Consider the following 20,883-nt stretch of genomic DNA (forward strand, 5'->3'; position numbering starts at 1 on the left):
CGGCTCCTCCGCGCCCGCCGCACCCGCGGCGCCGGGTGAGCGGACCATCACTCCCCAGTCGTCGCCCACGGGCGCCGACGAGTCCAACCCGGGTTCACGGCGCACGCCCACGTGCGAGGAGGCCCGGCGCAACGCGCGCTACGGCATCTACTTCGACAAGGTGGAGATCGAAAAGCTCGTCCAGACGGTCGCCGACGCCACCTGCCGCACCTTCATCCTTCCGGAGAACGTGCGCGGAAAGATCTCCATCATCGGCCCGGAGAACGGCCGCGTCGAAGTGGACGCGGACGCGTTCTACTCCGCCTTCCTGGCATCGCTCGACGCCAACGGGCTCGCCGCGTACCAGTACGGCCGCTTCATGAAGATCGTCGACAAGCGCTCGGCGAAGCAGAACCCCATCCCCACCATCGTCGACGACGAGCAGCCGTACACCACCAACGAGCAGATGATCACCAAGCTGTTCCGCATCCGCAACGTGGAGGTGGAGCCGCTGCGCGGGGTGCTGCAGCAACTGGTGTCCAAGGACGGCGACACCATCCCGTATCCGCCGGACACCATCATCGTCAACGACGTGGGCTCCAACATCCACCGACTGGAGCGCCTCATCAACCAGTTGGACACGCGCGCGGCCAGCGACGAGCTGCGGGTCATCCAGGTGCAGTACGCGTCCGCGCAGGACGTGGCCACCACGGTGCAGCGCCTCTTCGAGGCCAAGGGCGCCCGCCCCGGCCAGCGCCCCGGGACGTTCACCCCGGGCAGCACGCCGGGCCAGCCGGGCGGTGAGGTCATCGCGCAGCCCGCCTCGGGCGGCCAGGAGGCCTCCGCGGGCCCGGTGACGCTGTCGCAGATCATCCCGGACGAGCGCACCAACAAGCTCATCATCGTGGCCAGCCCCGCCGCGTTCGAGCGCATCCAGGACATCGTCACGCAGATCGACATCCCCTCCGGCACGGGCGGCCGCATCAACGTCTACTACCTGGAGAACGCCAACGCGGAGGAGCTGGCCAGCACGCTCCAGTCGCTGGCCCAGGGCACCGCGAACCGGCCGCGCTCGCCGATGCCGAACATGCCCCAGGGCGTCCCCCGTCCCACCGGCACCACCCAGGCGGCGGAGCTGTTCAGCGGCGAGGTGAAGATTTCGGCGGACAAGGGCACCAACTCACTGGTCATCGTCGCCAGCCAGACGGACTACAAGAACATCGTCCAGGTCATCCAGCAGCTCGACACGCCGCGCCGCCAGGTGTTCGTCGAGGCCGTCATCATGGAGGTGAACCTGGACCGCAACGCCGAGTTCGGCGTCAACCTGCACAGCGGCTTCGCGCTCCAGACCGACAGGGGCGCGGCGCCCGGCCTGATTGGCACCAACAACGGCGGCCAGGGACTTCCGCCCTCGCTGAGCCTGGCGAACCTGGCGTCCTTCGGCGGCTTCCTCGCGGGTCTGCAGGGCCCGGTGATTCCGGCGCTGGAGAAGCTCGGCCTGGACATCCCCGCCTTCGGCGTGGTGCTGCACGCGATGCAGCAGAGCTCCGACGTCAACGTGCTCTCCACCCCGCACATCCTCACCAGCGACAACGAGGAGGCGGAAATCACGGTGGGCCAGAACGTGCCCTTCCAGTCCGGCTTCTCGCCCTCCTCGCTGGGCTCCCAGGTGGGCGGGGCCGCTGGCGGTGCGGCGGGTGGCCTCAACCCGTCGCTGCTCGCCGGCCTGGGCGGACTGGGCTCGCTCTACGCGCCCATCCAGCGCCAGAACGTCGAGCTGAAGCTGACCGTCAAGCCGCAGATCAACGACAGCGACTACATCCGCATGGTCATCACCGAGCAGACGGAGGAGATCGCCTCCAATGACCCGGTGCTCGGTCCGACGACGAGCAAGCGCAGCGCGAAGACGACGGTCATCGCCAAGGACCAGGAGACGGTGGTGCTGGGCGGCATCATGCAGGACCGCACGATTGAGTCCGTCACCAAGGTCCCGGTGCTGGGAGACATCCCCATCATCGGCAACTTCTTCCGCGAGACTTCGCGCAAGAAGACGAAGACGAACCTGCTCCTGTTCCTGACGCCCTACATCATCCGGGGCCCGGAGGACTTCCGCATCATCTTCGAGCGCAAGATGAAGGAGCGTCAGCAGTTCGTGGAGCAGTTCTACGGCCAGGTGCCGGGCTACGACGTGGCGGTGGACTTCAGCCGCAAGCCCGGTCCGCTGTCGCGCATGAACCAGGCCGTCATCCGGGAGCGCAACCGCGCGGAGAACGGCGGCCCCGGCCTGAATGGGGAGCGCATCATCGGGCCCGGCGCGGGCCAGAATCCGGCGCCTGCTCGCCAGAACACCACGCAGCCCGCGCGGCCCACGCCTACCCAGTCGCGTGAACCCGAGGTGCGGGAAGCAGCACCGCCCCCCAGGGGTTCCGAAGAGTCACCCCCCGCGGCCCCGACGCCCGAAGCGCCGTCTCCGGAGTCCTCCGGAGACGCGTCGCCAGAGCGTCTGCGCATCCAGCCTGAATCGGGGAACTAAGAGCCCATGAACGTGACCGCCGACCCCACTCTCGCCACCATCGCATCTGGCGCGACCGCCGCTCGGAACGACTCCACCCAGGTCGTCTCCCACGGGCAGGCCTTCCTCTGTGGAAGGCCCCTGGGGGAGATCCTCCGCGCGCTCGTCCCCTCGCTCACCGAGGAGAAGCTCCGCGAGGCGCTCGCCACCCAGGAGGAGAAGGGCGGGCGCATCGGTGAGGTGCTGGTGGGCCTCAAGGCGGTCTCCGAGGAGGATGTCGTCAAGGCCCTGGGGCACCAGTTGGACCTGCCCTACCTGGCGCGCATCTTCACGGAGGAGGTGGACGCGGAGCTCGTCAAGCGCATCCCCATCAACTTCGCCAAGCAGTCGCACATCCTCCCGCTGTCCGTGGAGGGTGACACGGTGGTGCTGGCGGTGGCGGACCCGCTGGACACGTCCACCATGGACCACGCGCGGCTGCTGTTGGGGCAGAGCATCAGCCCCCGGCTCGCGCTGGCCTCCACCATCACCGACGCCATCAACAGCGTCTATGACCGCTCCATCAACGAGGCCGAGCAGCTGGTCGACGAGATGGAGACGCAGGACCTGGACGCGCTCGCGCACGAGCTGGACGAGCCGCAGGACCTGTTGGACACGGACGACGAGGCGCCGGTCATCCGGCTGGTGAACTCCGTGCTCTTCCGCGCCGCCAAGGAGCGCGCGAGCGATATCCACATCGAGCCCATGGAGCGCGAGCTGCTGGTGCGCTTCCGCGTGGACGGTGTGCTCCAGGAAGTCATCAAGCCGCCCAAGCGCTACCAGAACGCCATCGTCAGCCGCGTGAAGGTGATGGGGCAGCTCAACATCGCGGAGAAGCGCCTGCCGCAGGACGGCCGCATCCGCATCAAGCTGGCCGGCCGCGACATCGACATCCGTCTGTCCACCATCCCCACCACCAACGGGGAGCGCATCGTCATGCGTCTGTTGGACAAGACGGCGACGCTGCTGGACCTGGCCGAGATTGGCATGAGCCAGGTGACGCTCCACGCGATGGAGGCGGTCATCAAGCGCTCGCACGGCATCGTCCTCGTCACCGGCCCCACGGGCTCCGGCAAGACGACGACGCTCTACGGCGCCCTGTCGAAGATCAATACCTCCGACCTGAACATCCTCACCGTCGAGGACCCGGTCGAGTACCAGCTCAAGGGTATTGGCCAGATGGCCATCAACCCGAAGATCGGCCTCACCTTCTCCCAGGGCCTGCGCTCGTTCCTCCGCCAGGACCCGGACGTCATCATGGTCGGCGAGATTCGCGACAAGGACACGGCGGAGATCGCCATCCAGGCGTCCCTCACGGGCCACCTGGTGCTCTCCACGGTCCACACCAACGACGCGGCGGGCGCCGTCACCCGTCTGGTGGACATGGGCGTGGAGCCCTTCCTGGTGGCCTCGTCGCTCACCGGCATCCTCGCCCAGCGACTGGTGCGCCGGGTGTGCCCCGACTGCCGCGTGGCCTACACGCCCACGGACGTGGAGCTGAAGGAGCTGGGGCACTCGCTGGCTTCGTTCAAGGCGCGCTACGGGACGGACCGCATCTACAAGGCGGTGGGTTGCCCCACGTGCAATCGCAACGGCTACCGAGGCCGCACGGGCATCTACGAGTTCCTGCCCGTGGACGACGACGTGCGCCAGCTGGTGCTGAAGAACGTGGACGCCTCCACCATCAAGAAGTCCGCCACCAGCAAGGGGATGATCACCCTGCTGGAGGACGGTGCGAGGAAGATTGCCCTGGGCGAGACGACCATCGCCGAAGTGCTGAGCATCACCCAGGAGGACATGTAACCGACAGCTCCTCCCTGGGGGGAGCCGGGGTCATCGAGCCATGCCGGTCTTCGAGTACAGAGGTCTCAACTCCGCGGGCAAGCAGATCAAGGGTCTGCTGGAAGCCGACTCGCCCAAGACGCTGCGCTCCAAGCTGCGCGCGGACGGCGTGTTCCTCACGGACGTGCTGGCCCAGGCGGAAGGAAGCCGGGGCGCGGTGTCCAAGGGCGCCAACGCGTCGCAGGTGGCGCGCGACATCGACCTGCGCAAGCTGGGTCGGGGCCGCGTCAACACCGACGACGTCGCCATCTTCACCCGGCAGCTCTCCACGCTGCTGGGCGCCGGCGTCACGCTGGTGGAGTCGCTCACCGCCCTGGTCGACCAGGTGGAGAAGGAGCGCTTCAAGCGCGCCCTCTCCGACATCAAACAGCGCGTCAACGAGGGTTCGACGCTCGCGGACGCGCTGGGTCAGCACCCGAAAATCTTTCCCAACATCTACGTGAACATGGTGCGCGCGGGAGAGGCGTCCGGCGCGCTGGACGCGGTGCTCACGCGCCTGGCCGACTTCACGGAGAACCAGGCCCGGCTGCAGCAGAAGATCCTCAGCACCATGCTCTACCCCGCCATCATGATGGTGGTGGGCGGCGGCATCCTCGTGGCGCTGATGGTCTTCGTCGTGCCGAAGGTCACCAAGATCTTCGAGACGATGAAGGCCACGCTGCCCCTGAGCACGCGCATCCTCATCGCCACGAGCAACTTCTTCCAGAACTGGTGGTTCGTCGCCGTGCCGATGATGGCGCTGGGCGTGTGGCTCTTCATGCGCTGGACGAAGAGCCCCAAGGGCAAGCCGAAGTGGGATCGCTTCGTGCTGAAGGCGCCCATCGTCGGCAGCCTGGTGCGCCTGTTGTCCATCTCCCGCTTCGCCCGCACGCTGTCCACGCTGCTCAAGAGCGGCGTCCCGCTGCTGGCGGCCATGGACATCGTCAAGGCCATCATGACGAACACCGTGCTGGCCGAGGTCGTGGAGAAGGCCCGCGACTCCATCCGCGAGGGCGAGAGCATCGCCACCCCGCTCAAGCGCTCGGGTGAGTTTCCGCCGCTCGTGTACCACATGGTCGCGATTGGAGAGCGCTCCGGGCAGTTGGAGGACATGCTCACCAACGTCGCGGACAACTACGAGACGCAGGTGAATGTGCGCATCGGCGCGCTCACCTCGCTCCTCGAGCCGCTGCTCATCGTGGTGATGGGCGCGGTGATTGCATTCGTAGCCCTGTCCATCCTGTTGCCGATTCTCCAGGTGAACTCGGCCATCCGGTGAGGTGCCAGGGCCATGACGAATGACACGCTCGACCGTTGGATACAGCGCGCGACGCTCGCGGCGATGATTGCCCTCGCGGCGGCGCTGGTGACGGTGGGGGCCCGACTGTACGGGCCCCGGGCCTCCGTGCCGCCCGCAGGGGTGGTGGACGGCCCCCGGGCACCCTGACAGGAAGTCCTGAACACGATGCGGTGGCTTGCCAGAAAGTCACCCCGAGGTGAGAGCAGACATGAGCCAGAACACCCACTCGCAGCAGCGCCGCCGCAACCGCAACCGCCGCGGCATGACCCTCATCGAAATCATGGTGGTCATCACCATCCTCGGCCTCATCGCCGCCGCCGTCGGCGTGGCGGTGATTCCGCAGCTCGAGGCGGCCCGCAGGGACAGGGCCTCGCTGGACATCAAGAGCATCCAGGGCGCGCTGAAGCTCTACTACACGAAGAAGGGCAAGTACCCGGACACGTCCTCGGGCCTCAACGCGCTGGTGGAGACCCAGTCGCTGGAGCAGATGCCCAAGGACCCGTGGAACAACGACTACGTGTACCTGAACGAGGGCGGCAAGCCCGTCATCATCTCCTACGGCGCGGACGGCACCGCCGGCGGAGAGGGCAACGACGCGGACATCTCCTCCGCGGACGGCGCCACCGCCAACAACAAGTGAAGAATTAGCGCACCCCGCGTGTTGAAAGGGGCTTCGGGCATGAACGTGCAAACCTCACTTCCATCCCAGATGCCCTCGCCCGCGGGGGCCCTGCGCTCCCAGACGAAGGGGCGGCTGCTGCTGGCGGCCATCTTCGTCGTGGCCACCCTGCTGGCGTTCGTCCTCGTGTACGTGACGGACGACCGCTCGCTCGTGCCGGAGCAGCGCAGGGCGCGCGGAGAGATTCGCAAGCTGGAGGGCCTGTTCAAGGCGCACCACCGGCTGATGGGCTACTTCCCGTCCAAGGAAGAGGGCTTCACGCCGCTCATCGAGGCGAAGCTCATCGACGCCGTGCCGTTAGACCCCTGGGGTCACCCGTACGTCTACTGGATGGACGGCAAGAGCGGCGCTGTCCTGTCCTACGGGGCGGACGGCAAGAAGGGCGGCGAAGGGACTGACGCGGACCTGAGCAGCGGGGGCGTGCTGGCGGACTGGGGGCAGCCATGACGCAGGTGAAGACGGTGGCAGGGCAGCGCGCGTTCCACCGAGCCCAGCGCGGCCTGACGCTCATCGAGATCTCCATCGCCATCATCATCGTCGCGATGTTGTTCTCCGCGGCGGTGATGGGCATCGGCTCGCTCACGGGCGCCAAGGCCAAGGGCGCGGCGGGGGAGCTGGCGGGCACCATCCGCTCGCTCTACGACTCGGCGGCGCTGCGCGGCAAGACGTGCCGGCTGGTGTTCGAGATTCCGGACCCCAAGGAGGAGAAGGCCACGCGCTACCATGCCGAGTGCGCGGAGAGCGCGGTGACGACGGCGAGAGACCGCGACACCGCCCTGCGCGACGAGAACCGCGAGCGCGAGCAGGCCAGGCGCTCCAACCGTGGAAGCAGCCAGGGCAACGAGGAGCGCCGCAGCTACCTGGCCTCGGGTGGAGAGACGCTCAGCGCGCAGGAGCTGATGGACGGAGAGAAGGAGCGCGTGCAGAACGCTGCGAAGTTCTCGTCCTTCACCTCCGAGGAAGTGCCGGCCCGTGATTTGCCGGCGGACGTGCGCGTGTCCGTGTGGACGCGCCAGCAGAAGGAGGCGGTCGACAACGGCGTGGCATATCTCTACTTCTTCCCGCAGGGCTACACGGAGAAGGCGTACGTCTACGTGAGCCAGGGCGACAACGCCTGGACGCTGGACGTGTCCCCGCTCACCGGGAAGGTGAACATCGCGAACGATATCCTGGAGGTGCCGCGATGAAACGCGCTCAAGGCTTCACGCTGCTGGAGGTCGTCGTGGCGCTCGCCATCCTCGGGCTCGCGCTGATGGCCATCTTCGATTTGAACGCGGGCGCGGTGTCCAACCACGTCTACACCAAGCGCCTCACGGTGGCCTCGCTCCTGGCGCGCGCGAAGATGACGGACGTGGAGCAGAAGCTCTACGACGACGGCTTCTCGCCCGACGACGACGAGGAGTCCGGCGACTTCTCCGACGAGGGCTGGTCCCAGTTCAAGTGGAAGGCGCGCATCATCGCTCCGAAGCTGGACGGCGTGTCGCCGGACCAGCTCATCGGCGCGCTCTTCAACCTGCCCATCGGTGGCGGGGACTCGGACGACCCGATGAGCGGCATCGCCAGCCTGTTCGGTGGCGGCGGGGCCGGAGGCGGCAAGGACGGCGCCTCCAGTGGACCGCAGCCCGCGGGCGGTGGCCTGGGCGGCGCGGCCATGGGCATGGCGCAGCCCATGTTCACGCAGATGGTGCAGCAGCTCACCCAGACGGTGCGCGAGGTGCACCTCACCGTGTACTGGCAGGAGGGCACCCAGTTGGAGAACATCGACCTGGTGACGCACGTGGTGTCGCTCGGGCCGGGCTCGGACCGCAACGGCGGCTTCATGGCCACCCAGGGACAGACTCAAGGTGCCGACAACCAGTGGGTGGACCCCAACAACCCGGGCATGATTGTCCAGAACCCCATCCCCGGCCCCAACGGCACCATGCTGCACCCGGAGACGCGCGTGCCGCTGCAGCGCCGCTCGGAGGTCCTGCAGCGCCTCAACGGTGGCGGGCAGCAGCGCGGCGGCAATGGCGGCATCGTTCCGGGCGGTGGCCAGGGCGGCGGGATTTTCGGAGGCAAGCCCCCGTCGATGCCGAACTTCCCCGGCATGAGGAACAACCGATGACGGCCCGGCGCGCGCGCGGCTTCACGCTGATGGAGGTCATGGTGGCGGTGGCCATCACCGCCCTGATGGGCACGGTGGTGGCCATGGCCTTCCAGACGGGCCTGACGGCGAAGGAGTCGGTGGAGACGGACGCGGACCGCTACCGGCAGGTCCGGGTGTCCATGAACCGGATGGCGCGGGAGATCGGCTCCGCGTACGTGAGCGACAGGTTCGACCTGAAGCGCTTCCGGGACCAGCAGGACCGCCCCACCAACTTCGTGGGCGAGAGCGACCGGCTCCTGTTCACCACGTTCGCCCATCAGCGGCTGTACACGGACGTGAAGGAGTCCGACCAGGCGGTGGTGGAGTACTTCATGGAGCCCTCCGACGACCGGGCCGCCAAGGGTCGCATGGACATCAAGCGCCGCTCGAATCCCAACGTAGATGACCGCATGGACCGGGGCGGTACGACGGACGTGCTGTTCGAGGGCGCCAAGAAGCTGGAGTTCGAGTACTGGAACTCCGAGAAGAAAGAGTGGGATGACGAGTGGGACACCCGGCGCACGGAGCAGAAGGCCATCCTGCCCACGCGCGTGCGGATGACGATCACCGCCGTGGACGAGACAGGCAAGGAAGCGCGCTACTCCACCCAGACGCGCATCATGTTGAACACCGAGCTGCCGAGGTACTGATGCCCCTGCCCTTCTTCCAGCAGGCGCCCCGTCGGCGCCGTCCCGGTTCCAAGGCCTCCGGTGGGGGGCCTCGCTCGCGCGGCGTGGCGCTCATCATCGCGGTGGTGTCCATCGCGCTCCTGACGGTCATCGCCACCGAGTTCGCCTACAACAGCCGGGTCGACCTCCAGCTCGCGGCCAACCAGCGGGACGAGGTGCGCGCGTACTACATGGCGCGCTCGGGTGTGGCGCTGTCGCGGCTCCTGCTCCGCTTCCAGAAGCAGGTCGACCAGACGCCCATCCCCAACCCCGCGGCCCTCCTGGGCAACCTCCTGGGCAACCAGGGCGCTCAAGGCAACACCCCGCAGCCGGCGTCGCTCAACCTCCAGCTCTGGAGGATGGCGCGCGTGGACTGCCACATGCTCAAGGGCATGGTGAAGAGCGAGGGCCTGGAGCCCGAGAACGATGCCCCGCCCATGGAGGCGGTAGACGAGGACGACCCGAAGTTCGACATGAAGGACGGCGAGGACCCGGCGTCGCGGGAGATGTCGCAGCAGATGACACGCCGCTCGTTCGGCGGCTTCGAGGGCTGCTTCCTGTCCACCATCTCCGACGAGGAGGAGAAGCTCAACGTGCACCGGCTGACCGCGGGCGCGGGTGACGCGCTTCCCACTGCGCTGCGGATGATGGACATGCTCGGCGACAAGCGCTTCGAGTTCCTGTGGGAGCGCGACGACGCGAACAAGGTGCGCAGCAATCCGCAGGACGTGATGCTGGCCATCAAGGACTGGGCGGATGACGACGAGACGGGCTCCGCCATCAACCCGACGGACCCCGTCAACCCCATGCCCTCCGGCTTCTCCGACGAGGGCTCGCCCTACAGCCGCTACGAGCCGACCTACGAGCCGAAGAACGCTCGCTTCGACAGCATCGACGAGCTGTACCGGGTGCACGGAGTGAATGACCAGTTCATGTCGGCCTTCCGTGACAGGCTCACGGTGTACCCGGACATCAACTCCCGGCCCAACATCAACACGGATGACCCGGTGATGATGGGGCTGGCCATCATGTCCGTGGCGGACCCGGCGAGGCCGGACCCGCGATTGAAGGACCCGGTGTTCCTCAACGAGCTCATCACCCGCATCCGCAGCGCGCGCATGTTCAGCTTCTTCGGCATGGGCGTGCAGGACTTCGTCGCCGTGGTGGAGAGCGCGGGCATCGTCGTCAATCCCGCCGTGAAGTCCAACGTGGCGGGCAATCGCCTCATCGGCGACAAGAGTCAGACGTTCACCATCAAATCCGTGGGAGAGGCGGGCAGCGTGCAGAAGACGCTGACCGCCGTGGTCCGGCTGGACGACACGCTGGGCAGGCTCCTGTATTGGAGAGAGGAATAGCATGGCCCGCATTCTTGGCCTCGACCTGGGCAGCCACTCCGTGAAGGCCGTGGTGCTGGAGGCGCGGACGAAAGGACACGCCACCCGCAGCTACGTGGAGGTGCGCCGCGCCCAGGAGGGCGAGCGCGCCGACACGCTGCGCGCCGCGGTGCAGGAGCTGATTGGCAAGCTGCCACCCGGTCACCCCGACCAGGTCGTGGTCGCCCTGCCCGGCCCCGCGCTCATCACCCACACGCTGGGCCTGCCGTTCTCCGACGGGAAGCGCATTGAAGCGACGCTCCCCTTCGAGATTGGCAGCCTGCTCCCGTTCGACATCTCCGACGTCGTCTACGACTACCAGATCGTCGGACAGAAGGAGACGGAGGGGAAGGAGAAGGCCAGCGACCTCATCGTCGGCGTGGTGCGACAGCAGGAGTTGAAGAGCCTGCTGGAGCTCTTGGGCGAGCTGAAGGTGGACCCGCGCATCGTCACGCACCCCGCGCTGGCCTACCAGAACATGCTCCAGCAGGCCGCCGGCCTCTTCGAGGGCACCGGCGAGGGCGGCGTGGTGGCGGTGGTGGACCTGGGCCACGAGCGCACCTCGGTGGCCATCGGCCGGCCGGGCACGGGCGTGCAGTTCGCGCGCACCTTCGCGGGCGGCGGCAAGGACTTGAGCAAGGCGCTGGCGACGGAGTTCCAGACGTCGCTCGCCGAGGCGCATCACTGGAAGGAGCAGCACGGCGCCATGGCCAGCGCGGCGCAGGGTCCGGACGCGGAGCGCGCGGCGGCGGCCTTCGTGCGCGGGCTCCAGCCGGTGCTGCGCGAGCTGCGCCCCACCTTGAAGTCATACACGGCGCGCAGCCGTCAGCAGGTGGGCGCCATCGTGCTGTGCGGCGGCTCGGCGCGGATGCCGGGCCTGGCGGAGCAGCTCTCCCGGGACTTGAACCTGCCGGTGCGCGTGCTCGCGCTTCCCGCCGACACGTCGGAGGCCATCACTCCCGCGGAGCAGCCGTCCGCCGCTCAGGCCTACGCGCTGGCACTGCGTGGCAACGCCTCCGGTGCTCGCGCGCCGCGCTTCAACTACCGACGGGGCGAGCTCGCCTTCAAGGGTGACTTCGACTACGTGAAGGACAAGCTGGGCCTGCTGGCGTCCTTCGCGGCCACGCTGCTCCTGCTGCTCATCGCCTTCGGCGTGGTGCGCAACTCGGTGCTGTCGCGGCGCGAGGCGCAGGTGGACGCGGCGCTGTGCGAGACGACCCAGCGCATCCTCGGCAAGTGCGAGAAGGACTACAACCGCGCGCTGAACCTGCTCAAGGGCGTGGAGAGCCCGGCGGCGGCGCTGCCCCGGATGTCCGCGGTGAACCTGCTGGCGGAGGTGACGCAGAAGGTGCCCGCGGACCTGCCGGTGAAGTTCGACCGCATCCAGATAGACACGGACCGCGTCATCCTCCAGGGGGAGACGGACTCCTCCAAGCAGGTGGACACGCTGTCCAACGCGCTCAAGAACCACGCGTGCTTCAAGGAAGTGAAGCAGGGCAAGGTGGAGCGCACCCGCGACGGACAGAAGGTGACGTTCCGCCTGGACGTCCAGGTGCAGTGCCCGGGTGTGGAAGGCGGGGAGAGCTAGTCATGGCCAACAAGCTTCAGGAAGCGCTCGCGCCGGTGCAGACGTGGTTCGAGCGGCTGAGTGACCGTGAGCGGCGGATGGTGTCCATCGCCGGCGCGGCGGTGGCGGTGTTCCTCGTGTTCGCGGTGCTGATGACGTTCGCCAACAGCGCGTCCGGTTATCGCAAGCGCACGCAGGACAAGCTGACGAAGCTGCAGGAGGTGCAGGCGCTGGCGGCCAGCTATCGCGAGGCGCAGGCGTCGCGGCAGGCGGTGGAGACGCAGCTGACGTCCAGCAACGTACAGCTCATCTCGTACATCGAGGACAAGGCCACGGCGGCCGGGCTCCAGGTGCCCAACATGACGCCCAAGGGCGACGTGGGCGTGGGCGACGGGAAGATCATGGAGAGTTCGGTGGAGCTGACGTTCTCCGACGTGGACCTGCGCAAGCTGACGGACTTCATGCGCACGGTGGAGAGCGGGCCGGGCGTGGTGAAGGTGAAGTACCTGCGCATCGAACCGAGGCCCAACGACACGCTGACGGCGTGGACCACCGTGGCCACCTACCGGATGAAGCAATAACCCATGTCCTCTGACACCAAGCTCGCCCGCTGGAAGGTCATCCTGGGCTACGGCGCGTTCGCGCTCCTGGCCTTCATCCTCTGCCTGCTCCTCACCTTCCCGTACGACACGGTGCGCACGCGCCTCGTCTCCGAAGCGGCGCAGGCGGGGCTCGCGGTGCGCATCGGCTCGCTGCGGCCGGGGCTGTCGGGTGTCACTGCCACCAAGGTGCAGGTGAGCAAGCCGCCCCAGCCGCTGAGCGCGGAGACGCTGGCGATGCTCGTGAGCGGCGAGGGCACGCTGCCGGGCGCCGCGGAGCTGGGCGAGGCGGTGCTCATCGACAGCGTGGCGGTGCGCCCCACCCTCTTCCCGCCGGGCCTGGCCATTCGAGCCAACGCGCTGGGTGGCACGGTGGTGGGCTCCATGGGCTGGCTGGGTGACATGAAGGTCCGCGCGGAGATGGACGGGCTCAAGGCCAGCGGTGGCAACCTGCCCGCCTTCCTCGGGATGGACCTGGACGGTGAGCTGAACGGCGTGCTGTCGCTGACGCTGCCCAAGGGCAAGAGCCCGGAGCCGGACCTGTCCCAGGCGAACGGCGAGCTGACGCTCGACTCGCAGGGGCTCATCATCAAGGGTGGCAAGGCGTCCATTCCCATGGGCGGGGGCAACTCGATGCCCATGGAGCTGCCGCAGGTGGCGCTCGGCGCGCTGGTGGGCCGCATCAACTTCGAGAAGGGCCTGGGCACGGTGCAGGAGCTGCGGCTGAAGGGCGAGGACGTGGAGGCGCTGGCCACCGGCACGCTGAAGCTGGGCAAGCGGCTGGAGTACAGCGAGCCCGCCATGGACGTGAATCTCCGGTTGGACCCGGAGGCGCAGAAGCGGCTGGGCCTGCTGGCGGCGGGCATCACCATCTTCCCCCCGGACAAGAAGGACCCGAGCTTCCGGGCGGCCAGGCTCGGCGGCTTCCTCAACCGGCCCACCTTCCTGCCCCGTCGGTAGGCTGCCGCCCCGGTGAAGCGCCCGACCCGACGCGTGGGGTTGATGTCAGTGCGTCGGGACGTGTAAAGCGCGGGCGCACAGGAGGGTCGCGGGATGCCGGAGCTGGTGTTTTTCCGTCGTGGCGAGGAGGTGTTGAGGGTGGGCGTGGACCGGGCACGGTTGGTGCTCGGGCGCGGCGAGCAGTGTGACGTCGCCATTCCGGACCCGGAGGTGAGCCGCCAGCAGGTGGCCCTGCTGTGGGACGGGACGCGGTGCCGGGTGCAGGACCTCTCCGGCAATGGCACCGTGGTGGGCGGCACGTCCGTCACCGAGGCGGAGCTGCCCGACGGCGCGGACCTGGTGCTCGGCCAGTGGCGCGCGGTGTTCCGGTTGAGCGGCGGCGGTGAAGGCGCGGATGTCGCCACCGAGGTGGGCCACACCACCTCGATTCAGAAGGACGCGCAGGCGCCGCGCTGGCAGCCCGCGCAGGTGCGCGTGAAGCAGGGCCTGAACGAGTCGGTGCACCGGCTCACCGGAGACAGCTTCACGGCGGGCAAGGACACGGGCTGTGATTTGGTCCTCCAGGACCGGTTCGCCTCCAGCAAGCACCTGAAGGTGACGCGGCGGGAGGGCACGTTCCACGTCGTGGACCTGCGCTCCACCAACGGCACGTGGCTGGGGCCGGTGCGGTTGTTCGAGGCGGAAGTCACGCTGCCCACCACGCTGCGGGTCGGTGAGACGGAGCTGGTGCTGGAGGTGGCGGCGACGGGCTCCAAGAAGGAGGTGGCCTCGTTCCACGGCATCATCGGCAACGACGCGGCGGTGAAGGGGCTCGCGGACCTCATCGAGCGCGTGGCGCCTTCCACGGCGGCCGTGACGATTCTGGGCGAGTCGGGTACGGGCAAGGAGCTGGTGGCGAAGGCCATCCACCAGTGCTCGCAGCGAGCGAACAAGCCGCTGGTGCCCGTCAACTGCGCGGCCATCTCGAAGGAGCTCATCGAGAGCGAGCTGTTCGGCCACGAGAAGGGCTCCTTCACGGGCGCTGCGAACGCGCGCAAGGGCGCCTTCGAGGAAGCGGACGGCGGTACCCTCTTCCTGGACGAGATTGGCGAGCTGCCGCTGGACTTGCAGGCGAAGCTGCTGCGCGCTCTGGAGAGTGGCGAAATCAAGCGCGTGGGGGCGAGCCGGCCCATGCACGTGGACGTGCGGGTGGTGGCGGCGACGAACCTGGACCTGCTGGCGGCGGCTCGCGAGGGCAAGTTCCGCGAGGATTTGTACTACCGCCTCTGCGTGATTCCGCTGCACCTGCCGCCCTTGCGCAGCCGCAAGACTGACTTGCCCGCGCTGGCCGAGCACTTCGTGAAGGTGTACGCGCCGCGAGGGCAGACGGTGAGCTTCTCGATGGCGGCGGTGGAGCGCCTGCGAGGACACACGTGGCCGGGCAACATCCGCGAGCTGCGCAACGTGGTGCACCGCGCGCTGTTGTTCCGCAAGGGGCCGGTCATCGACGCGGCGGACCTGACGTTCGACCAGGAGATGAACAAGGAGACCGGCATCGCGGTGCCGGAGCTGCCGCCTGGGATGACGCTGGAGCAGATGCTGGAGAAGCTGGAGCGGCAGATCGTCGAGGCCGCGCTGCGTCGGTTCAACAACAACCGCGAGCGCGTGGCTCGCGAGCTGGGCGTGGCCCGGTCCACCCTGTTCAAGCGCCTGAAGGATTGGGGCCTGACGAAGCAGGACGAGCAGGAGTAGTGGCGAGCTGCCCCGGCTTCGGGGTCGTTCCGGGGTGAATCGTTGGCGGATCCGCTCCAGATGGAGCGGCGTCAGGGATCGCGCCCCGTGAGTCGGGCCAGTTCAATGGAGATGAAGGCGGTCTGCCCAGGGGCCACGACGACATTCGCCGTCCCCTGAGCGCCGCTCCTCGTAGTCACGACAATCCGCAGTCGCCCTGCGGGGACATCGACCAAGTCGAATTGGTCTCCCCTGAATTGCATCCCGTCCATGCCTTCGGAGAGAAGTTCCTCGAAGAGCTCGGACCTGATGGTGACCTGGAGCGGCTCATCGGTCCTCCAGTCGCCCCTGACCGTCCCCCTCACTCTCGCCCCTTCCGTGAGACGAAGAGTCAGCCCGGTGTCGGGCCGGCTCAGAATCACGGCACTCCGCCCTCCACGAAGCGCCCTCACTTCGAACTCGCCATCCCCCGGGACATGAAGGGAGAACCGGCCAAACGGGTCCGCGACCCTTCGGGCCTCGAAGGCGCTTCCACGAACCAGGATGGCGGCACCGGCGACGGGAGCGCCCCCTGGCCCTACCACGACGCCAGCGAGGGCCCTCACCTGGTGAGGGAGTATGAGCGCCACCGTGGACTCACTCCCGGCCCGCACTGCGGCCTCGACGGAGGGGCCGAACGCGCCGTACTGGCCAGAGGGGTATGCGCGGAGGAGGTAGGCACCCTCTGTCACCTCCAGCGAGAAGGCGCCCTGGTCATCCACTGGAACCTGAGCCAGCACGCCATTTCCACCGTGAGAGGACGTAAGTCCCACCATGGCACTCCCTGGCCACGCTCCATCCGCCCCCTTGACGGTTCCGGAGATTCTTCCCGTGGAGCGCAAGAAGATATCCCGACGTGTCACCTTGCCTGGCTCGATGGAGAACACGTCGCTGGAGCGGATGACACCCGTGGCTGAGCGGGTGGACACCTTGATGGTCCCTGCCGGAATGCTCCCGGTGGAGAATCTCCCGGCAGAGTCTGGCTGGATGACGATTGGCTCATCGGCACCATGCCATCCCACCTCGATGCTGACTCCCGTGGCGCCAACACCTCCGCCGGTGAGCAACCGGCCCTCCAGCGCCCCCATCCGGCGCAGAGCCAACACGGGGCGCGCCGTCTGACCGGCGTTGACGGCAACCCGAATGGCCTCGTCCGTGAGCCCATCCGCCGCGGCGGAGAGGCGGTACTCGCCGGGAAGCAGGTCCTCGACCGAGAAGCGGCCCTCCGCGTCTGTCACGGACAGGCTGGCCGCCGGCTGGATTCGGACACGCACTCCTTCCAAGGGAGTCCAGCTCTCAGCCTCCACGACCCGCGCCTCCATCCGCCCTGGCCGGCCAAGCTGGATGATAGGGCAACGCGTGGTCGCCCCCACCTCCACGACTTGCGGCTCATCGGCGACGCCCATCTGGCTTCCCAGGGCCGCAGTCAGCCGGTAGGCCCCGGCTGGGAGTTCCAGGGAGAAGGCCCCGTTGGCGTCAGTAACATCCCCCCCGGCCCCCTCTGAGACCCGGACCGTCGCGCCCGCGACACGAACGCCCTTCGCGTCGACAACACTCCCCTCGAGGAACCCGTGCGGAGCGAGCTCGAGCTCGAGTTCCGGGTGTGGATCCCCCGACAGCAGGACCACGCGAGTCTCCGGCTGGAAAGAGGGGGCCTGCGCGACGAGTTCGTAGTTGCCCTCAGCGAGGTCGCGAAACTCGAAGCGTCCCAGCGCATCGCTGGAGCCGGCTTGGCGGAGGTCTCGCTCAAGCTCGCGCGGAAAGGCCGAGAGCACCCGCCGCAGTTCCAGTGAGGCCATGGGGACGGGCTCCTGCGTACCCTTACGGACCGCGCGTCCTCTCATGACCCGCGCGGGCCTCAACGGAAGTGACAGGGCCAGTACTTCCGTGGCCGGGCGGGTGAATTCGAGGTGGCCCGGGGCGAAGCCGGCTGCTGTGACGAATACGAGGCAGTGACCGGTCGCTTCGGGCATGTCGAGGCGACCGTCGGAGAGGGTGGTCCGCCTCGCAACCAAGCCCCAGGAAGAGGCCGGGCCACGCCGGCAATAGAGGCTCACCTCGCAAGAGCCAGTGGGACCGAGGACATGGAGACGCAAGGCAGGAGAAGGCCTCGCTGGGGGCAGAGCTCGTGGCGGAGGAATCTCCACCAGGGATGACTCTTCCTCGCGAGTAGCGGGCGGCGGCTCTGGCTCGGACGAGAGCCGGTTCCCAATCAAGACCCCCACGCTGAGCCCGACGATGAGGCTGTACAGCAACCACCAACGGTGTCGCATGGTCGAGGGCTGGGTCAGAAGGTGATGGGGTACTCTAGGCGGAAGCGCTGCCCCGGAGTCACAGCGCCTCTCGCCTCGAACTCCTGCGATTCGAAGGCTTCTGCCACGCACCGAGCTGTCTCCTCGTCTGCGGCACCGTGGCGCTGGACCTTTGCCTCCCTGACGACGAGCAGGTTTTCCTCTGACTCCATGTGAAGAACCAGGACGGTACGCTCCGTGGAGTGGTGGATGCCCGCCTCGAGCATACCCGCCAGGCATGCACGCACCCGCTCACGCACCTGACCGTCAATGCCTTCCTGGAGGCGGCGCATTGCCCAGGAGCCCAGCTCGCGAGGGTCGGAAATGAGAGGGACCTCGTCCCAGGCCGTAGTGGCCACGACTCCTGCACGCACCGGCGTCTCCGAAGGTTCGGAGACGCAGTTCCCTTCTGGTCGACTCCCAGTGGACGCTTCCGCAGCGGGCCTGGAAGCCACCACGGCCCTCGTGGCAACCGCTTCGGAGCGCTGAGTCCCACGGCGAGCGTCTTCGTGAGCGGTCGAGACCGGCGCGCCCGGCCGAGTCAGAAGCACGCCAGCCGCGATGGAAACGAGAAAGACTCCCACCACCTGCAGGTACCTTCCCCAGGAATGCACGAGGTCTCCTCCTATTTCCGATGAAGCCAAGAAGGCCAGCCCCCCTGACAGCCGGTCCAACACTCGACAACCCTGTCGGCGCTCATCAACCCGCGACTGCATTGGCAATCGCAGCAACAGACAGCACTGACAGGACCGCTCGACGCCTAATCACTCAACGGAAAACACGCACTTCGCGCAGTTACCAGAGAAGCACAGGCCAAAAGTATGACAGCACCCCTGTAAGTCGGTCCAACATTCGACATACATCTCTTCGGCGGTCCTCCAGCAAAGGCATTGGTAATTGCAGCAAATGGCTTCGGCCTTCTGGGGAATCAGAAGTCCACCAGCGAGGCCTGTGGCCGCAACAGCAACGAGTAGAATGGAAGACTTCATCCTTCCGAGGATTTCCGTCGACAGAAGAGCCTTGTGGTCCGGGAGGAGAGCGGCGAGTCGCACAGGGAACTGATGGATCGCGGAAGCACGGGCACATCACCTGAAGGCAGTGAGCCCTCGCGCCTTCAGCGCCTTGAGGTACGCCAGGGAGCGCATCTCCGGACAGCCCATCACCGCATCCAGGAACTCGCGTGGCGGTGCGTACCCGTGCGCGTCGATGTAGTGCACGACCAACGTCGGTGCGACGAAGACGCGCTCTGTTCCAGGGATGAAGACGTTCGCGCCCCCGAATGACACCGTCATGTCGCGGTACACCAACGCCCCCGGTCCGCCCGAGAACCGGCACAGCGCGCACGCGTGTCGACCCGCGAACGCCACGGGCTGCCATGGATTCACGCACAGCCGGACGAGCGCTTCGAAGACGTCCTCATTCACCAGGCCCTGCGTGAATAAGTGCCCCTGCTCGAGCCACCCCACCGCCAGCAGGCTGTCCTGCCCTGCTGGAAAATATGAACACGGCGCCAAGTCATCGAAGTACGCCATGTCGGCCTCATCGGAGTCAGGCGGCGTCACCGCGGCCGTTCCGAAGCGCGGAACGGGACACCGTGAGCCTACCCACCTTCATGCCCTGAAGTATGAGCGGAAACCCGCTCCGGGCCGGTGTCCGTACCCTCAAGACACGCGGTGAAAAAATCCCACCGTCGCGGGCGGATAGACCCTTTTCGCGGCCGGTTCGTTCCAGAGGAGGTCCCCGCTGGGGTGTTCAGGAGCCCACCCGTGATGCACGCCGCCGCCATCGACCTCCCGCCTCTCACTCAGCTCTACAACGAGCACCGTGCCCGCGCTCTCGCCATCGCCCGCCGCATCGTCGGCGACGCGGACGATGCGGAGGACGTGGTGCAGGACGTCTTCGCCCGGCTCGCCTGGAAGTCTCCAGGCTACGGCGGACGCGCTGCCTGGACCACGTGGCTCCACCGCGTCATGGTCAACAGCAGCATCAACTGGCTGCGCGCACGCAAGCGCCGCGAGCGCTTGAGCCTCGAACCCTCCGAGCCCCTCACGCCCGAAGTCCAGGCCGCGGGCGCGGAGCTGCAACGCCACTTCACCGACGCCATGCAGGAGATCAACGAGCAGCAGCGTCAGGTCCTCCACCTGCGCGAAGTGCGCGGGCTGAGCTACCCCGAAATCGCCCGCCTGCTGCGCATCCCCGAAGGCACCGTGAAGAGCACCCTGCACCGCGCCCGGCAACGCACCTTCGGCCTCATGGAAGAGCGCGGCCAACACCCCTGAGGCACACGGCGCTACTCCAGCGCTCGCAGTTGGAGCATCTCGCGAGCCTCCAGCCACGACGCGGGAATCGCCGCCCTGCCCGTGACGAGCACGACGATGCCGCCCACCATGGCGCACGTCGTGTCCATGTCACCCCGCCCGGACACCGTGGACCACAGCGCGTCCTCGTAGTGCTCCATGTGCCGCACCGCACACCACACCACGAAGGGCACCGTGTCCTCCGACAGCACCCGGAAGCCACTGCCCAGCTCCTTCGCCGCCGCCGTCGGTGTCGTCTCCAACGACCAGCCCCGAGCCTTCTCCAGCCCGCGCCGGGTGGCCCCGTTCGGCGTGTACTCCAGCACCACGTCGAAGAGGTTCCGCGCGGGCCCACGCGTCGCCGCGTCCTGACAGGCCCACGCCGCCGCCACCGCGACGGCCATGGCGCCCGCCTGCCCATCTGGATGGTAATGCGTCACCTCCGCGGACAGCCGCGCCTCATCCGCCGCGCGCCGCAAGTCTCCCGCGAAGTACGCACCCAGCGGCGCCACGCGCATCGCCGCGCCGTTGCCCTTGGACCCCGTGCCGTCGAACACCTGGGACGACGCGGGCAGCCAGTGCATCCCCAGGTGGATGCGCTCCAGGATATCCAGCGCCGTGCCGCCATAGCCCCGGTAGCGATTGGCGCGGTAGCGCGTGCCGAAGAGCCGCGCGAGCCGCTCCTGCTCCACCTGCCCGTGCTCGTCGAGCACCTGGACGACGGAGAGCGCCATCTCCGTGTCGTCCGTGTACGGCCACGGCGCGGAAGGAGGCCTGCGAGCCTCCACCCACTCCGCCACCAGGCTCCGGGCCGCGAAGAACCGCTCCCCAAAGCCATCCCCCACGGAGAGCCCCTCCAACGACAACAGGGCTCGCGACATCCGCTCCGCGTGGTCCGCCGGTCTTCCAGTCGAGGACATG

At 67.8% G+C, this 20,883-nt stretch carries 19 protein-coding genes; 15 read left to right on the top strand and 4 right to left on the bottom strand.

The features are described 5' to 3' along the window. The 14 genes from gspD to HUW62_RS25965 form a co-directional block, all read left to right on the top strand. Positions 1-2,512, top strand: a 2,512-nt coding sequence (gene gspD / locus HUW62_RS25900; protein WP_176435919.1) for a type II secretion system secretin GspD, incomplete at its 5' end; no start/stop codon positions are given. 6 nt (positions 2,513-2,518) lie between these two features. Beyond that, positions 2,519-4,333: a type II secretion system ATPase GspE gene (gene gspE, locus HUW62_RS25905; protein ID WP_163868017.1), complete on the top strand. Its 1,815-nt coding sequence runs from the start codon at positions 2,519-2,521 to the stop codon at positions 4,331-4,333. A gap of 40 nt (positions 4,334-4,373) precedes the next feature. Next, positions 4,374-5,630 (top strand): type II secretion system inner membrane protein GspF, encoded by a 1,257-nt coding sequence (gene gspF / locus HUW62_RS25910; RefSeq protein ID WP_163868016.1) that lies wholly within the window; start codon positions 4,374-4,376, stop codon positions 5,628-5,630. Between the two features lie 12 nt (positions 5,631-5,642). Beyond that, positions 5,643-5,798, top strand: coding sequence for a hypothetical protein (locus HUW62_RS25915; RefSeq protein WP_176435920.1), 156 nt, complete (start codon positions 5,643-5,645; stop codon positions 5,796-5,798). Positions 5,799-5,859: 61 nt separating this feature from the next. Next, a complete protein-coding gene (gene gspG, locus HUW62_RS25920) occupies positions 5,860-6,291 on the top strand; it encodes a type II secretion system major pseudopilin GspG (RefSeq protein WP_163868015.1) in 432 nt (143 codons plus the stop codon). A 39-nt stretch (positions 6,292-6,330) separates the two neighbouring features. Further along, entirely contained in the window at positions 6,331-6,777 is a 447-nt protein-coding gene (locus tag HUW62_RS25925) for a type II secretion system protein GspG (protein ID WP_163868014.1), read from the top strand. Further along, the gene (locus HUW62_RS25930; RefSeq protein WP_176435921.1) at positions 6,774-7,517 is read left to right on the top strand and encodes a prepilin-type N-terminal cleavage/methylation domain-containing protein; all 744 of its coding nucleotides are present in this window, start codon (positions 6,774-6,776) and stop codon (positions 7,515-7,517) included. The genes HUW62_RS25925 and HUW62_RS25930 overlap by 4 nt, the downstream gene beginning before the upstream one ends. Beyond that, on the top strand, positions 7,514-8,437 hold the full coding sequence (locus HUW62_RS25935; RefSeq protein ID WP_163868012.1) for a prepilin-type N-terminal cleavage/methylation domain-containing protein: 924 nt from the start codon (positions 7,514-7,516) through the stop codon (positions 8,435-8,437). The genes HUW62_RS25930 and HUW62_RS25935 overlap by 4 nt, the downstream gene beginning before the upstream one ends. Beyond that, positions 8,434-9,108: a type II secretion system protein GspJ gene (locus tag HUW62_RS25940; RefSeq protein WP_163868011.1), complete on the top strand. Its 675-nt coding sequence runs from the start codon at positions 8,434-8,436 to the stop codon at positions 9,106-9,108. The genes HUW62_RS25935 and HUW62_RS25940 overlap by 4 nt, the downstream gene beginning before the upstream one ends. Beyond that, positions 9,108-10,481 carry a general secretion pathway protein GspK gene (locus HUW62_RS25945; protein ID WP_176435922.1) on the top strand — a complete coding sequence of 458 codons (1,374 nt, stop codon included), beginning with the start codon at positions 9,108-9,110 and terminating at the stop codon, positions 10,479-10,481. Before HUW62_RS25940 ends, HUW62_RS25945 begins: the two co-directional genes overlap by 1 nt. 1 nt (position 10,482) lies before the next feature. After that, complete coding sequence (gene pilM / locus HUW62_RS25950) at positions 10,483-12,087, top strand: pilus assembly protein PilM (protein ID WP_163868009.1); 1,605 nt, start codon at positions 10,483-10,485, stop codon at positions 12,085-12,087. A 2-nt stretch (positions 12,088-12,089) separates the two neighbouring features. Next, positions 12,090-12,647, top strand: coding sequence for a type II secretion system protein GspM (gspM, locus tag HUW62_RS25955; protein ID WP_163868008.1), 558 nt, complete (start codon positions 12,090-12,092; stop codon positions 12,645-12,647). Positions 12,648-12,650: 3 nt separating this feature from the next. Next, positions 12,651-13,625 (top strand): type II secretion system protein GspN, encoded by a 975-nt coding sequence (gene gspN, locus HUW62_RS25960; RefSeq protein WP_176435923.1) that lies wholly within the window; start codon positions 12,651-12,653, stop codon positions 13,623-13,625. 93 nt (positions 13,626-13,718) lie between these two features. Next, complete coding sequence (locus tag HUW62_RS25965; RefSeq protein WP_176435924.1) at positions 13,719-15,356, top strand: sigma 54-interacting transcriptional regulator; 1,638 nt, start codon at positions 13,719-13,721, stop codon at positions 15,354-15,356. Positions 15,357-15,427: 71 nt separating this feature from the next. Here HUW62_RS25965 and HUW62_RS25970 read toward each other — a convergent pair whose 3' ends face one another. From HUW62_RS25970 to HUW62_RS25980, 3 genes are all read right to left on the bottom strand, one after another. Continuing rightward, a complete protein-coding gene (locus tag HUW62_RS25970; protein WP_163868005.1) occupies positions 15,428-17,173 on the bottom strand; it encodes a carboxypeptidase regulatory-like domain-containing protein in 1,746 nt (581 codons plus the stop codon). A gap of 488 nt (positions 17,174-17,661) precedes the next feature. Beyond that, a complete protein-coding gene (locus HUW62_RS25975) occupies positions 17,662-18,024 on the bottom strand; it encodes a hypothetical protein (RefSeq protein WP_163868004.1) in 363 nt (120 codons plus the stop codon). A gap of 726 nt (positions 18,025-18,750) precedes the next feature. Then, positions 18,751-19,197 (bottom strand): hypothetical protein, encoded by a 447-nt coding sequence (locus tag HUW62_RS25980; RefSeq protein ID WP_176435925.1) that lies wholly within the window; start codon positions 19,195-19,197, stop codon positions 18,751-18,753. Between the two features lie 237 nt (positions 19,198-19,434). Here HUW62_RS25980 and HUW62_RS25985 point away from each other — a divergent pair, with 237 nt between their 5' ends. Further along, the gene (locus HUW62_RS25985) at positions 19,435-19,944 is read left to right on the top strand and encodes an RNA polymerase sigma factor (protein WP_163868068.1); all 510 of its coding nucleotides are present in this window, start codon (positions 19,435-19,437) and stop codon (positions 19,942-19,944) included. A gap of 11 nt (positions 19,945-19,955) precedes the next feature. Here the strand turns inward: HUW62_RS25985 and HUW62_RS25990 are convergent, their stop codons facing one another. Beyond that, on the bottom strand, positions 19,956-20,882 hold the full coding sequence (locus HUW62_RS25990) for an ADP-ribosylglycohydrolase family protein (RefSeq protein WP_176435926.1): 927 nt from the start codon (positions 20,880-20,882) through the stop codon (positions 19,956-19,958). Between the last annotated feature and the right edge of the window lies 1 nt (position 20,883).

Source organism: Myxococcus sp. AM011, assembly GCF_013372595.1.
In the GTDB taxonomy this organism is placed as follows: Bacteria; Myxococcota; Myxococcia; order Myxococcales; family Myxococcaceae; genus Myxococcus; species Myxococcus eversor.

Bases quoted from the DNA above. Each gene is read 5' to 3' on its own strand.
- gspE (WP_163868017.1), top strand. From the start codon at position 2,519: ATGAACGTGACCGCCGACCCCACTCTCGCCACCATCGCATCTGGCGCG.
- gspF (WP_163868016.1), top strand. From the start codon at position 4,374: ATGCCGGTCTTCGAGTACAGAGGTCTCAACTCCGCGGGCAAGCAGATC.
- HUW62_RS25915 (WP_176435920.1), top strand. From the start codon at position 5,643: ATGACGAATGACACGCTCGACCGTTGGATACAGCGCGCGACGCTCGCG.
- gspG (WP_163868015.1), top strand. From the start codon at position 5,860: ATGAGCCAGAACACCCACTCGCAGCAGCGCCGCCGCAACCGCAACCGC.
- HUW62_RS25925 (WP_163868014.1), top strand. From the start codon at position 6,331: ATGAACGTGCAAACCTCACTTCCATCCCAGATGCCCTCGCCCGCGGGG.
- HUW62_RS25930 (WP_176435921.1), top strand. From the start codon at position 6,774: ATGACGCAGGTGAAGACGGTGGCAGGGCAGCGCGCGTTCCACCGAGCC.
- HUW62_RS25935 (WP_163868012.1), top strand. From the start codon at position 7,514: ATGAAACGCGCTCAAGGCTTCACGCTGCTGGAGGTCGTCGTGGCGCTC.
- HUW62_RS25940 (WP_163868011.1), top strand. From the start codon at position 8,434: ATGACGGCCCGGCGCGCGCGCGGCTTCACGCTGATGGAGGTCATGGTG.
- HUW62_RS25945 (WP_176435922.1), top strand. From the start codon at position 9,108: ATGCCCCTGCCCTTCTTCCAGCAGGCGCCCCGTCGGCGCCGTCCCGGT.
- pilM (WP_163868009.1), top strand. From the start codon at position 10,483: ATGGCCCGCATTCTTGGCCTCGACCTGGGCAGCCACTCCGTGAAGGCC.
- gspM (WP_163868008.1), top strand. From the start codon at position 12,090: ATGGCCAACAAGCTTCAGGAAGCGCTCGCGCCGGTGCAGACGTGGTTC.
- gspN (WP_176435923.1), top strand. From the start codon at position 12,651: ATGTCCTCTGACACCAAGCTCGCCCGCTGGAAGGTCATCCTGGGCTAC.
- HUW62_RS25965 (WP_176435924.1), top strand. From the start codon at position 13,719: ATGCCGGAGCTGGTGTTTTTCCGTCGTGGCGAGGAGGTGTTGAGGGTG.
- HUW62_RS25970 (WP_163868005.1), bottom strand. From the start codon at position 17,173: ATGGCCTCACTGGAACTGCGGCGGGTGCTCTCGGCCTTTCCGCGCGAG.
- HUW62_RS25980 (WP_176435925.1), bottom strand. From the start codon at position 19,197: ATGGCGTACTTCGATGACTTGGCGCCGTGTTCATATTTTCCAGCAGGG.
- HUW62_RS25985 (WP_163868068.1), top strand. From the start codon at position 19,435: ATGCACGCCGCCGCCATCGACCTCCCGCCTCTCACTCAGCTCTACAAC.
- HUW62_RS25990 (WP_176435926.1), bottom strand. From the start codon at position 20,882: ATGTCCTCGACTGGAAGACCGGCGGACCACGCGGAGCGGATGTCGCGA.